At 70.2% G+C, this 11,790-nt stretch carries 14 protein-coding genes; 6 read left to right on the forward strand and 8 right to left on the reverse strand.

Translation table 11 applies throughout. The features are described 5' to 3' along the window. Positions 1-81 precede the first annotated feature (81 nt). Positions 82-333 (forward strand): hypothetical protein, encoded by a 252-nt coding sequence (locus tag BLR68_RS10335; RefSeq protein WP_018186898.1) that lies wholly within the window; start codon positions 82-84, stop codon positions 331-333. After that, on the forward strand, positions 330-779 hold the full coding sequence (locus tag BLR68_RS10340; protein WP_018186897.1) for a BLUF domain-containing protein: 450 nt from the start codon (positions 330-332) through the stop codon (positions 777-779). The genes BLR68_RS10335 and BLR68_RS10340 overlap by 4 nt, the downstream gene beginning before the upstream one ends. 58 nt (positions 780-837) lie before the next feature. On the opposite strand, the gene BLR68_RS10345 is transcribed toward BLR68_RS10340, so the two are convergent. After that, complete coding sequence (locus BLR68_RS10345; protein WP_018186896.1) at positions 838-1,965, reverse strand: Gfo/Idh/MocA family protein; 1,128 nt, start codon at positions 1,963-1,965, stop codon at positions 838-840. Beyond that, complete coding sequence (locus tag BLR68_RS10350; protein WP_018186895.1) at positions 1,962-2,786, reverse strand: sugar phosphate isomerase/epimerase family protein; 825 nt, start codon at positions 2,784-2,786, stop codon at positions 1,962-1,964. The genes BLR68_RS10345 and BLR68_RS10350 overlap by 4 nt, the downstream gene beginning before the upstream one ends. A gap of 111 nt (positions 2,787-2,897) precedes the next feature. Between BLR68_RS10350 and BLR68_RS10355 the strand changes: the two genes are divergently transcribed. Next, positions 2,898-3,494, forward strand: a complete 597-nt coding sequence (locus tag BLR68_RS10355) for a TetR/AcrR family transcriptional regulator (protein ID WP_018186894.1) — start codon at positions 2,898-2,900, stop codon at positions 3,492-3,494. Between the two features lie 12 nt (positions 3,495-3,506). On the opposite strand, the gene BLR68_RS10360 is transcribed toward BLR68_RS10355, so the two are convergent. From BLR68_RS10360 to BLR68_RS10375, 4 genes are all read right to left on the reverse strand, one after another. After that, positions 3,507-4,532 carry an alpha/beta hydrolase gene (locus BLR68_RS10360; RefSeq protein WP_018186893.1) on the reverse strand — a complete coding sequence of 342 codons (1,026 nt, stop codon included), beginning with the start codon at positions 4,530-4,532 and terminating at the stop codon, positions 3,507-3,509. 7 nt (positions 4,533-4,539) lie between these two features. Next, positions 4,540-5,913 carry an FAD-dependent oxidoreductase gene (locus BLR68_RS10365; protein ID WP_018186892.1) on the reverse strand — a complete coding sequence of 458 codons (1,374 nt, stop codon included), beginning with the start codon at positions 5,911-5,913 and terminating at the stop codon, positions 4,540-4,542. A 61-nt stretch (positions 5,914-5,974) separates the two neighbouring features. Beyond that, on the reverse strand, positions 5,975-7,036 hold the full coding sequence (locus tag BLR68_RS10370) for a polyprenyl synthetase family protein (RefSeq protein ID WP_018186891.1): 1,062 nt from the start codon (positions 7,034-7,036) through the stop codon (positions 5,975-5,977). 23 nt (positions 7,037-7,059) lie between these two features. Then, positions 7,060-7,806 (reverse strand): demethylmenaquinone methyltransferase, encoded by a 747-nt coding sequence (locus tag BLR68_RS10375; RefSeq protein ID WP_018186890.1) that lies wholly within the window; start codon positions 7,804-7,806, stop codon positions 7,060-7,062. A gap of 93 nt (positions 7,807-7,899) precedes the next feature. Between BLR68_RS10375 and BLR68_RS10380 the strand changes: the two genes are divergently transcribed. Continuing rightward, positions 7,900-9,150, forward strand: coding sequence for an isochorismate synthase (locus tag BLR68_RS10380; RefSeq protein ID WP_018186889.1), 1,251 nt, complete (start codon positions 7,900-7,902; stop codon positions 9,148-9,150). A 12-nt stretch (positions 9,151-9,162) separates the two neighbouring features. On the opposite strand, the gene BLR68_RS10385 is transcribed toward BLR68_RS10380, so the two are convergent. Beyond that, a complete protein-coding gene (locus tag BLR68_RS10385) occupies positions 9,163-9,642 on the reverse strand; it encodes a MarR family winged helix-turn-helix transcriptional regulator (protein ID WP_018186888.1) in 480 nt (159 codons plus the stop codon). A gap of 40 nt (positions 9,643-9,682) precedes the next feature. On the opposite strand from BLR68_RS10385, the gene BLR68_RS10390 reads away from it, so the two are divergent. Beyond that, a complete protein-coding gene (locus BLR68_RS10390; protein ID WP_256335372.1) occupies positions 9,683-10,615 on the forward strand; it encodes a DMT family transporter in 933 nt (310 codons plus the stop codon). On the opposite strand, the gene BLR68_RS10395 is transcribed toward BLR68_RS10390, so the two are convergent. Beyond that, complete coding sequence (locus BLR68_RS10395) at positions 10,562-11,266, reverse strand: CatA-like O-acetyltransferase (protein WP_018186886.1); 705 nt, start codon at positions 11,264-11,266, stop codon at positions 10,562-10,564. The genes BLR68_RS10390 and BLR68_RS10395 overlap by 54 nt on opposite strands. 72 nt (positions 11,267-11,338) lie before the next feature. On the opposite strand from BLR68_RS10395, the gene BLR68_RS10400 reads away from it, so the two are divergent. After that, a complete protein-coding gene (locus tag BLR68_RS10400; RefSeq protein WP_018186885.1) occupies positions 11,339-11,788 on the forward strand; it encodes an HIT family protein in 450 nt (149 codons plus the stop codon). Positions 11,789-11,790 lie beyond the last annotated feature (2 nt).

The following is an 11,790-nucleotide window of genomic DNA, read 5'->3' on the forward strand; positions in this document are numbered from 1 at the left end:
CCCGCCCGAGTGTCAAGCCCCGCCGCAGAAACGGCCATTCACTTAGCGTGGCGGAAGCGCCACCGTAAGTGAGGATCCCTCGTGCCCCAGAGTCAACGTCACGCCCCCGGGACCGTGTGGTCGCGCGTCGAGGACGGCTTCCATGTCGGCAGCCGTAACGGCAACTTCCTCGGCTACATCGAGCGGCGCCGGGACGGCCGATACACTGCCTTCGACATGCGCTCCGCCGCCGTCGGGACGTTCGCGGACCTCGTCAGTGCGATGCGCGTGTTGTCGGCGGCCCCCCAGACTCCGGAGACCCCCGGCATCCTCACGATCCGGGAGAACCGATGACAGCGACCGACGAGACGGTCTTCTCCGTCGTGTACTCGAGCACGGCGACCGAGCCGATGGACGATGACGCGCTCCGCGAGTTGCTGGAGCAGTGTCGCGCGTCCAATGCGGAACGCGACGTGACCGGGATGCTGCTGTATCGCAACGGCCGCTTCATCCAGATCCTCGAGGGCCCCGAGCAGGCCGTCCGCGAAACGATGGGGAAGATCGAACGCGACCCGCGCCACGACCGTCTGCGGGTACTGATCGACGAGTTCATCGACGAGCGCCACTTCGCGGAGTGGACGATGGGCTATGAGGCGATCACGACCTCCCACGGCGACGCACCCGAAGGTTTCCGGGATACGTTCGACGACCTCGAAGCGCACGGCGACCCGTCGGCCACGCTCCGCGCCGCACGCGAGCTGAGCCTCTGGTTCCGGGTGCGCGCACACCAACCGCGCTGACGAACGGACGACGGCCCGGACCCCGCCGAGGGATCCGGGCCGTCGTGCTGTCAGCTGATCAGAGCGTGCGGGCGAAGGGGTCGAAATCGACCGGGACCGCAGGCACCGGCGCGACGGTGCTGTCGATCTCGAGGTACTGGCCGGTCTCGGCCGAGTCCTGCGCCGACAGCAGCACGTCGAGCACGTGGAAGCCGAGCTCGCCGGTCGCGACGTGCGTGCGGTTCTCCGCGATCGCGCGGACCATGTCGAGCACGCCGAGGCCGCGTCCGACGACCGTTCCCTCCTGCTCGACGTCGATCCACTCCTGCTCGGTCTTCATCCCGTCGCGGAAGACGCCGAGCGGCTTCACGTAACGGGTCGGACCGTCGAAGCGGTTGGGGTCGGGCAGCACGATCGAGCCCTCGGTGCCGTGGATCTCCACGACGCCGTGACGCTCAAGCGCCGAGTCGAAGCTCAGCAGGTGCGTGCCGTGCTGGCCGCCCTCGAACGTCGACAGGACCTGCACCGAGGACGGCACCTCGACGGGGAATGTCTCACCGGCGCGGGGGCCGGTGTGGATGTGACGCTCCGTGCGGAAGCGCGAACCGCGCGCCGCGACACCGGCGATCGGGCCGAGCAGGCTGACGAGCGCCGAGAAGTAGTACGGTCCCATGTCGAGGAGCGGTCCCGCACCCTTCGCGAACAGGAACGCCGGTTCGGGATGCCACAGGTCGGGCCCCTGCGTCTGGAAGGCCGTCTGCACGAACAGGGGCGTACCGATGACGCCCTCAGCGATCGCACGCTTCGCGGACTGGAAGCCCGGGCCGAGGATCGTGTCGGGCGCCGAGCCGACGCGGACGCCGGCAGCGTCGGCATCCTTCAACAACTGGCGAGCACCCTCGCGGTCCAGGCCCAGCGGCTTCTCGGTCCACACGTGCTTGCCGGCCGCGACCGCCTGCGACGAGACCGCGATGTGCGACTCGGGGATCGTGAGGTTGACGACGAGCTCGACCTCGGGGTTTCCGAGGACGTCCTCGAGGGTGCCCCACGAGGGGACGCCGTGCTCCTCGGCCTTGGCCTGGGCGCGCTCGGGGATGATGTCGCCGATGGCGGCGACCTTCACGTCGGGGAACGACGTCAGGTTCTCGAGGTAGGTCTGGCTGATGACACCGGCACCGACGATGCCGACTCCGACGGGACCGGTCATGCGATGAACCCGCCGTCCTTCAGGAAGGCGTAGGACGCCGCGATGTCCTCGAACACGTCGCCGGGGGCCTTGTCGTACTCGATGACGGCGTACCGGATGTTCGTGCCGGCGCGCAGCGATGCCGCGAGCGGGACGTCTCCGGTGCCGGCGCGCAACTGCTCGAGCGAGTCGGAGCCGAACTCGTCGGAGCCGGGAGCCCACGGGTTGGATGCCGGGGCGATGCCGTCCTTCACGTGCACGGCGATGAGCCGGTCGCCGAGCTTCTCGACGAGAGCCGGCACGTCCTGGCCGCCGGTGAGCGCCCAGAACAGGTCGAGCTCGATCTCGACGCGGTCGTCGGTGAGCTCGAGGAAGCGCTCGTAGGCGGTCTGTCCGTCGAAGGACTTCACGAACTCCTGCGCGTGGTTGTGGTAGCCGACGGTCATGCCGAAACCGGCGGCCGTCTCGGCGAGCCGGTTGAGGCGCTCGGCGATGTCGGCGACGCCCTCCTCGGTGAACCAGCGCTCGGCGGGGACGAAGGGGTCGATGACCGTGGTCATCCCGATCTTCGCGGCGGCCTCGAAGACGACCTCGGGCGCGGGGGTGGGGATCGAGCCGTCCGGCGTCCACAGCTCGTCCGACAGCAGGGGCGCGTGGCCGGTCGGCGAGGCGAGGCCGCTGGCGTCGAGCGCCGCGCGGATCTCATCGGGACGGCGGACGAAGTCGAACGCTTCGACGTTGCGCAGGCCGAGAGCAGCCAGCTTGTCGAGCGATCCGGACATGTCCTCGCTGAACTCTTTCGCGAGCGTGTAGAGCTGGACTGAGGCGAGTGGCAGAGCCATGGGCCTTCCTTCGTAACGTCGTTGTCGGATGCCGCGAGGCGGCGTGACCCCGACGATAACAGAATTAACCTCCATGTGGAGGTTTTGATTCTGCGGGCCTACGCTGGCCCCATGCAGCAGGGTCAGGACGACGTCATCGGTCGCCGCGGATCGATGCCCAAGGGCGTCGCGAGGCGCCAGGAGATCCTCGACCGCGCCATCGAGGTGTTCCGCGAGCGGGGTGCCAGCGGCACGTCGCTCCGCAGGATCGCCGAGGCCATCGGAGTGTCCCACGCCGCTCTCCTGCACTACTTCGACTCGCGCGAGCAGCTGCTCGTCGCCGTCTACGCGCACGCCGAGCAGAACCACGAGAATCCGCCCGAGCTCCGACCCGGCATCGACACGATGATCCACGCCGCGCGGCGCAACGTCGACATCCCGGGCCTCGTGACCCTCTACTCCACGTTGCTCGCCGCGTCCCTCGAGGACGAGGAGGGCGTCGGGCGGGACTTCTTCACGACCCGTTTCGAGGGACTCCGCGGATCCATCACCGAGAGCCTCCGGGTCCAGCAGCGCGAAGGTCTCGTGCGGGACGACGTCCCCGCCGAGCACCTCGCAGCCCTTCTCATCGCGGCATCCGATGGTCTGCAGATCCAGTGGCTGCTCGACCCCGGCGTCGGGCTGGAGCCTACGCTCCGAACCCTCGGCGCCCTGTTGCGGCCGGCCTGACCGCGTCCGCCGTCAGTGCGCGGACCGCCCTCGCCGCGATCCGCGTGGTCGCCCGAGGGCACCCTGGGCGAGCCATCGCTCAAGCGTCCGGTAGGCCTGTTCGCGCGGGGTGGGACGGGACAGGAAGAGGTCGTGGATGCCGCCGTCGATCCGCGCGAGCGTGACGTCGCGGCCGATGCGGGTCGCGGCGCGCGCGATGTCGTCGACGACCAGGACCGAATCACTCCCGGTCATCTCCGCGTTCCAGGCGAAGGGATTCGTGGACTTCGTCGACAGCAGCACGATCGTCGGGCAGGCCACGTCGATGCCCGAGGCGACCCGCCGGTGCGCCTCGACCACCGCCGCCAACCAGGCGGGATGCGTAGGGAACCCGCGCTCGGGTCGCCACTCCCGGCGGTAGCCGCGCACCGGGAGAGCACCGACCTCGGTCTGCGCGCGCGTGTAGAACCCGAGGTCGACGACCGGGTGCGCCCCCATCGGATCGACTCGGGCACGCATCTGCACCAGCGGCGACAGCGCCTGCCGACCGAGGGTCCCCAATTGCAGCTCGAGCCATGGGCTGTTCAGGACGAGCGCCGAGAGCCGGCCGGGATGCCGCGACGCCCACAGCGTCGCGGTGAGACCACCCGTGGAGTGACCCATCATCACGAGTCGGCGACGTGAGGGCGGCCCCACGAGCGGATGCCCCATGGCCTCGAGAGCCGCGGCGATGTCGGCGTCGTACACGTCGAGCGAGGTGACGAAGCCGGGCGTCTGCCCCGGCCGGAGGCTTCGACCGTACTTGCGGAGGTCGAGGGCGTGGAACCGCGCGCCGAGCGACGCCCAGAACCGGGCGAGCTCCACCTGGAAGAAGTAGTCCGACCAGCCGTGCAGGTACAGAACGTCGACGTCGCGCAACGGTCCCGTGAGGCTCGCGAGTCTCGGCGGATCGAGCCGGACGAGCGTCGCGACGACCTCGCCTTCCTGGTCGCTGCCCAGGGGCAGCGTGAGCCGCTCGAACGGACGCCCCAGGACGTCCTGCTCCCAGCCGCCGGTCATCGCGTGATCACTCCCCGCGCGAGACCCGCACCATCTCGTCGCGGTCGACGACCTTGATGCGCTCGCGCTCGTGCGGGGCGCCGAGGGCGACCTCGTGCTCGTCGAGTCGGTGCCAGCCGTCCAGGTCGGTCCAGGCGACCTGGCGCTCGGCGAGCAGCGAGATGATCGCCTCGTCGGACGGGTCCTCGGGAGTCCACCAGGACGCCTGGTCGTTGATGAGGTGACGGATGGTCTCCATGGCGTCGGACTTGGTGTGGCCGATGAGTCCGACCGGGCCCCGCTTGATCCAGCCCGTCGCGTAGACGCCGGGGACGCGCTCGTTCGAGCCCTTCTCGACGACCTGACCCTCGTGGTTCGGGATGACGCCGTGGCGCTTGTCGAACGGGACGTCGGGCAGCGGCGAACCGAAGTAACCGACCGCGCGGTAGACCTGGCCGATGGCGATCTCGCGCATCTCGCCCGTGCCCTCGACGCCGCCGGAGTTGTTGGGCCGCGTGCGCTCGGTGACGATCGCGCTGACGCGACCGTCGGCATCCTTCTTGATCTCGACGGGACGCGCCCAGAAGTGGAGGTGAAGACGACGACTGGCCTCGCCGCCGGCGTTGTTGACACTGGGCCGCTTGCGCCACGACTGCAGCACGCGGTCGATGACCATGACCTGCTTGTTCGACGCGATCGCCGCTTTGGAAGCCTCGTCGTAGTCGAAGTCCTCGTCGTAGACGACCATGTCGACGTCGTTCAGCTCGCCGAGCTCGCGGAGCTCGAGCGGCGTGAACTTCACCTGCGCGGGACCGCGGCGACCGAAGACGTGGACGTCCGTGACGGGAGAGGCCTTGAGCCCTTCGTAGACGTTCGCGGGGATCTCGGTCGACAGCAGATCGTCCGCGTGCTTGGCGAGGACGCGCGCGACGTCGAGCGCGACGTTGCCGTTGCCGAGAACGGCGACGGATGCCGCATCGAGCGGCCACTCCCGCGGGAAGTCCGGGTGCCCGTCGTACCAGCTGACGAAGTCCGCGGCGCCGTACGACCCTTCGGCGTCGATGCCGGGGATGTCGAGGTCGGCATCCTTGATGGCGCCGGTCGCGAAGATGACCGCGTTGTAGTGCTTCTTGAGGTCGGCGAGGGTGATGTCGGTGCCGAAGCGGACGTTGCCGAAGATGCGGATGTCACCGCGGTCGAGCACGTCGCGGAGGGCGTTGATGATGCCCTTGATGCGCGGGTGGTCGGGGGCGACGCCGTAGCGGACGAGCCCGTACGGGGCGGGCAGGTGGTCGAACAGGTCGATCGAGACGTCGAACTTGCGCTCTGCCTTGAGGAGGATGTCCGCCGCGTAGATGCCGGCGGGTCCTGCGCCGACGATGGCCAGCCGGAGCTTGGTCATGGGTGTCCTTTCCGAGAGCCCGCGAACGGGCGTGACGAAGAAGCGGCGATTCCGCCGGGTTTCAGCTGGAGCGGTCGACGACGACCTGGGCGAAGCGGGTCAACGCATCCCGCACCTGCCCGTCGGGGAGCGGCGCGAGAGCCGCGACGGCGCGGTCGGACCACTCGTGCGCGAGCAGGCGGGTCGCCTCTGTCGCGGGGTGGACGCGCAGCTGCGCGAGCGGTTCGTCGAGGATCGCGGGGTCGGCGCCGTCGGAGATGCGCGCGACACCCTCGTCGATCGTGACCTTGAGGGCCTGCGAGGCCGGGTCGGTCGCGCGGCCGAGAAGCAGGTACGGCATGGTCGGGACGCCGGCACGCAGGTCGGTGCCGGGCACCTTGCCGGTCTCGGCGGGGTCGGCCGACAGGTCGATGACGTCGTCGAGCAACTGGAAGGCGACGCCCACGCGCTCACCGAACTCGCGGACGGGAGCCGCGTACTCGTCGGACGCGTCGGAGAAGACGACGCCCGTCTCGGCGGCGGCGGCGATGAGCGAACCGGTCTTGTCGCTCAGGACCTGCAGATAGAACTCGACCGGGTCGTCGCCGGGCTGGGCGCCCACCGTCTCGTGCATCTGCCCGAGTACGAGACGTTCGAAGGTGTCGGCCTGCAGGCGAATCGCCCGCTCCCCCACCTGCGCCATGAGCTGGCTCGCACGGGAGAAGAGCAGGTCGCCGGTGAGGATCGCGACGTTGTTGCCCCACACGGCGTGGGCGCTGGGAACGCCACGTCGACGGTCGGCTTCGTCCATGACGTCGTCGTGGTACAGCGAGCCGAGGTGGGTCATCTCCAGCGCCGTCGCACCCGCGAGGACGTCGTCGGTCACCCCCGAGCCGAGCTGCGCGGTCAGGATCGCCAGCATGGGCCGCATCCGCTTCCCACCGGCCTCGTAGAGGTAGCGGGACGTGACGTCGGCGAGCGAGTCGCCGACCTTCAACTCACCGGCGAGGCGGGCTTCGACGAGGTCGAGCCCTTCTTCGACCGTGGTGAGGAGCTTCCGCATCCGCGGTCCCACGAAAATGCGTTCGGTGACGCCGAGTCGGCTCGCGATCTGCGAGCCCGGAGTACCGGGGCGGGGGGTCATGGCTCCAGCGTACCCGTCGCGCCCTACGCCTGGTCCGGGGTGACGGGCTTGCGTGCGCGGTGGAGGGCCACGATCCCGAAGCTGAGGTCGCGCCAGGCCACCTGATCCCAGCCGGCCTCGCGCATGCGACCGGCGAGGGTGCGCTGGTCGGGCCAGTCGCGGATGGACTCGTTGAGGTAGTCGTAGGCGGCGGCGTTCGAGCTGAACGCGCGGGCGACGATGGGCAGGACGCGGTCGTTGTAGAAGCGGTACAGCCCACGCATGAGCGCCGCCGGCGGGTGCGAGAACTCGCAGATGACGAGCGTTCCCCCGGGCTTCGAGACGCGGAGCATCTCACGGAGCGCCTTCTCGGGATCGTTGACGTTGCGCAGGCCGAACGAGATCGTGACGGTGTCGAACTCCTCGTCGGCGAAGGGCAGGGCCGTCGCGTCGGCCTCGACGAACGACAGGTTCGGGATGCCGCCGTGCCGCCGCTTCCCTTCGGCGATCATCCCGGCCGAGAAGTCGCCGGCGACGACCTCGGCACCCGAGCGGGCGAGCGAGACAGAGCTCGCCCCGGTGCCGGCGGCGAGGTCCAGGATGCGCTGACCGCGACGCGGGGCGACGGCTCGGGTGGTCGCGATGCGCCACAGCTTGTCGTTGCCGAGGCTCAGCACCGTGTTGGTGCGGTCGTAGGCCGCCGCGACCTCGTCGAACATGCCGCTGACGCGCGCGGGGTCCTTGCCGAGGTCCGCGCGGGTGGACGGGGTGCGGGAGGGCTGGTCGGTCACGTGTCGAGCCTAATCCGGGCAGGGTGCGGTGAGGCTGTGCGGCGGGGCTGAGAGGCGCGGCCCGCCGCACCACCGCCGGATTAGGCTGGCGGGGTGACCACGTCTGCACTCGGCATCCCGCGGCTGCATGCCGTGACCCGCCGGATCGAACCGGTCGACGAGCCGCTCGTCTACGCCTCTCCCGACGACCCGACCGTGTGGTCGCGTCGCGGTGATCTGCTCGTCGGTGTCGGTCGTGCCGCCGAGCTCCCCGCGGGCACGCCTGCTGCGCAGTGGTGGCGCGACGTCGCTGCCGTCGCGGAGATCGACGACAAGGTGGGGATGCCGGGGTCCGGCCTCGTCGCCTTCGGCACGCTGCCGTTCGACCCCGCGAACAGCTCGGCGAGCGCCGCGCTGGCCGTGCCGCGCATGATCATCGGTCGCCGCGGCGACACGAGCTGGGTCACCCATGTCTTCGTCGAGGGCGAGCCGGAGCGCGACGAGCCGCAGGCGATCGGTTTCGGACCGCACTGGTCGGCGACCGTTGGCCCCGGCGCCTGCACGCCCGACGGCTACCAGGGCGAAGTGCGCGCCGGGCTCGAGGCGATCGCCTCCGGCGAGGTCGCCAAGGTCGTCCTCGCCCGCGACCTGGTGGGCACCGTGCCGGCGGGTTCCGATCTGCGCCGGCTCGTCCGTGCGCTGGCGACGGCGTACCCCGACACCTGGACGTTCGCCGTCGACGGCGCGATCGGGGCGAGCCCCGAGACCCTCGTGACCGTCTCGGACGGCACGGTCACTGCCCGCGTGCTGGCCGGGACCGCCGCGCGCGGAGCCGACGCGGATGCCGACACCGCGGCATCCCTCGCCCTGGCGACGAGCCCGAAGGACCTCGACGAGCACCGGTACGCCGTGCAGAGCGTTCTCACCTCGCTGCGTGCGCACACGTCGGCCCTGGTCGCCGAGCCCGAGCCGTTCATGCTGAAACTGCCGAACGTCTGGCACCTGGCGACGGACGTCGAGGGCACCCTGTCAGGCCACGCGTCGTCCCTCGACCTCGTCGAGGTCCTGCACCCGACGGCGGCCGTCGCCGGCACGCCGACACAGGCTGCGCTCGAGGTCATCCGCCGGGTCGAGCCGTTCGACCGAGGCCGCTACGCCGGCCCGGTCGGCTGGATCGACGCCGCGGGTGACGGAGAGTGGGCGATCGCCCTGCGCTGCGCGCAGTTCGACGTGCACACGGATGCCGGGGCGGACATCCCGCTCATCGCGCACGCCGGTGCGGGAATCGTCGCCGGCAGCGACCCCGAGACGGAGATGCTCGAGACCCGGGTGAAGTTCCGCCCGATCGTCGACGCGCTCGCCTGACGGGCGCGTCGCTCACCTTTCGGAGGTCAGCTTCGACAGCAGCCCGGCGAGCGTGTCCCGCTCAGCGGCCGTGAGCGGTGCGAGGATCTCGCGCTCGGTCGCCAGATGATCGGGCAGGACCGCGTCGAGCAGCTCACGTCCGGCATCGGTGAGTCGCACGAACTTGCCGCGTCCGTCGTCGGGATTCGGCTCGCGGACCACGAGACCCAGCCGATCCAGGCGGTTGAGGCGCTGGGCGACGGCGCTCGAGGTGATCATGGCGTCGGCGGCGAGTTCGGCGGGAGTGATCCGGAAGGGCTCGCCCTGACGCGCGAGCGTCGCGAGCACGTCGAACGTCCCGGCATCGATGCCGTGAGACGCGAAGGTCGCCGCGAGTCTCGCGTCGACGACGGCCGCGGCGCGACTGAGGCGACCGATCACCGCCATCGGACTCACATCGAGACCGGGCCGAGCGGTGCGCCACTGGCTGAGGATGCGATCGACGTGGTCCATGCCTCGACCGTATCGCTAAGCAGTGAGCTATATTAACTAAGTGCTTAGCAAAACGATGTCGGTCGTCGCGATGACCGCGGTCGCTCCGATCCTCTGGGGCACCACGTACCTCACCGCGACGACCCTCCTCATCGTGGGCCATCCGCTCCTGACCGCGGCCGTGCGCGCACTGCCCGCCGGCATCCTGCTCCTCCTCATCGGACGGCGACTCCCCCGCGGCTCGTGGTGGTGGAAGTCCGCAGTGCTCGGCGCGCTCAACATCGGCGGCTTCTTCGCGTTCCTGTTCATCGCCGCCGACCGACTGCCCGGCGGCGTCGCGGCGGTGGTCGGGGGCATCCAACCGCTTCTGGTCGCGGTGCTCGCCTCGCGCGTGCTCGCCGAGAAGCTGACGGGGCGGGTCGTCGCCGCGGGGGCCGCCGGGGTCATCGGCGTCGCCCTCATCGTCCTGCGGGCCTCGGGCGGGCTCGATGCGATCGGCGTCGCCGCCGCCCTTCTGGGTGCCGTGTCGATGGCGACGGGCGTCGTGTTGACGAAGGCGTGGTCGCACGATCACCCGCCCCTCGTGGTCACCGCCTGGCAGCTCGTCGCCGGCGGCCTCATCCTCGCCGCGCTCGTCGCCGTCTTCGAGCCGCTCCCCGAGCAGCCCCCCACGCTCACCAATATCGCCGGTTACGCCTATCTCACGCTCATCGGCACCGCGCTCGCCTACGCCGTGTGGTTCCGCGGCGTCGCCGCACTGCCGGCAAGGGTCCCTGCCTTTCTCGGACTCCTGAGCCCGGTCGTGGCGCTCGCGATCGGCGGCCTCGTCGCGGGAGAGACCCTCACCCTGACGCAGGTCTGCGGCGTCGCGCTGGTGTTCGCCTCCGTTGCGGCCGTCGTCGAAGGAGAGGTGCGCCGTAGGCCCCGGCGCTCGGTGGTTTCAGCCGTGCCGGCGGGAATCGATCGCGGACGAGTCGGGAACCGAGACGTCTGAGCCGAGCCACGTCGCATCGGCGAAGAAGTCCCGGAGCGCATCGATGAGCCGGGCGGTGTGGAAGCCGTCCGCCGCCGCGTGGTGTACCTGCACAGCGAGCGGAAGGAAGGTCCTCCCGTCGCGCTCGACGTACCGGCCGAGCGTGAAGATCGGGGCGAGATGGTCCCACGCGCCGTCGACGTCGAGGGTGAAGCCGGTGAAGCTGGTCCACGGGATGCTGGAGACGTCGAAGGTGTTCGCCGGCGGCGCGCCCTGGGGGAAGAGCTCGGTCGCGCGCGCATGGTCGGCGATGACCCGAACGGCGGCATCGTGGAACGCCCCGAAGTCGTCGTCGTACTCCACCCAGATGCTCGCGAAGGTCTCGCGGTCCGAGTCGAAGACCGTGAAGGACGGATGCACACGCGACCACACCGCCGGCGCGCCGGCGTCGTCGAGCGTCAGCCGGAACTCCTCGTACCGGTTCACCATGGTCGCGATCGCCCACACCTGCGCGACGTACGTCCGGCGCCGAGCGGAACGGACGCGGCGGACGAAGTCGGTCACATCGATCTCGACGGTGATCGCGTACGTGCAGGGCACACGGCGGCGATAGTGCTCGAAGTGCGAGCGTCGCGGCCAGGTATCGAGGTCGATCGGCACGGCGGTGTCCATCGTTCCATCCTCCGCCACGGCAGCGCCTCGAGGAACTCATCGACGATGACCGCCCGCCGTAGTCTCACCGGTATGAACGACGACGCCTGCAGCTTCTGTCGGAACATCGCCGAGGACGGCTTCGACGTCGTGGCCCGCGGCGAACGCGTCCTCGCGGTCCTCGACCGGCATCCGATCAACCGCGGGCACGTGCTGGTCATCCCGCTCCGCCACGCCCCAGATCTCGCGTCGCTGACGTCGGATGAGGTGATCGAGCTCGCCCTGGTCGCACAGGCCGCCGATCGCGCCATCCGGGACGTGCTCGCGGCGACGACGACCGGGACGAACCTCGTGATGTCGAACGGAGAGGATGCCGACCAGGGCACCCCGCACGCGCACCTCCACGTCATCCCCCGCCAGCCGGGCGACGGCTACGAGTTCCGCGAGGACGCCACCCGCTACCCGCTCGCTCCCCTCAGTGACGGGGAGCGTGCCGCACTCCAGTCGGGTATGAACCCGAGCACCCCTAGGCTGACGCTGTGATC

It is taken from the genome of Microbacterium sp. 77mftsu3.1 (genome assembly GCF_900100525.1).
Classification (GTDB): domain Bacteria; phylum Actinomycetota; class Actinomycetes; order Actinomycetales; family Microbacteriaceae; genus Microbacterium; species Microbacterium aquilitoris.

Coding starts and splice junctions, on each gene's coding strand:
- BLR68_RS10340 (WP_018186897.1), top strand. CDS start 330: ATGACAGCGACCGACGAGACGGTCTTCTCCGTCGTGTACTCGAGCACG.
- BLR68_RS10345 (WP_018186896.1), bottom strand. CDS start 1,965: ATGACCGGTCCCGTCGGAGTCGGCATCGTCGGTGCCGGTGTCATCAGC.
- BLR68_RS10350 (WP_018186895.1), bottom strand. CDS start 2,786: ATGGCTCTGCCACTCGCCTCAGTCCAGCTCTACACGCTCGCGAAAGAG.
- BLR68_RS10355 (WP_018186894.1), top strand. CDS start 2,898: ATGCAGCAGGGTCAGGACGACGTCATCGGTCGCCGCGGATCGATGCCC.
- BLR68_RS10360 (WP_018186893.1), bottom strand. CDS start 4,532: ATGACCGGCGGCTGGGAGCAGGACGTCCTGGGGCGTCCGTTCGAGCGG.
- BLR68_RS10365 (WP_018186892.1), bottom strand. CDS start 5,913: ATGACCAAGCTCCGGCTGGCCATCGTCGGCGCAGGACCCGCCGGCATC.
- BLR68_RS10370 (WP_018186891.1), bottom strand. CDS start 7,036: ATGACCCCCCGCCCCGGTACTCCGGGCTCGCAGATCGCGAGCCGACTC.
- BLR68_RS10385 (WP_018186888.1), bottom strand. CDS start 9,642: ATGGACCACGTCGATCGCATCCTCAGCCAGTGGCGCACCGCTCGGCCC.
- BLR68_RS10395 (WP_018186886.1), bottom strand. CDS start 11,266: ATGGACACCGCCGTGCCGATCGACCTCGATACCTGGCCGCGACGCTCG.
- BLR68_RS10400 (WP_018186885.1), top strand. CDS start 11,339: ATGAACGACGACGCCTGCAGCTTCTGTCGGAACATCGCCGAGGACGGC.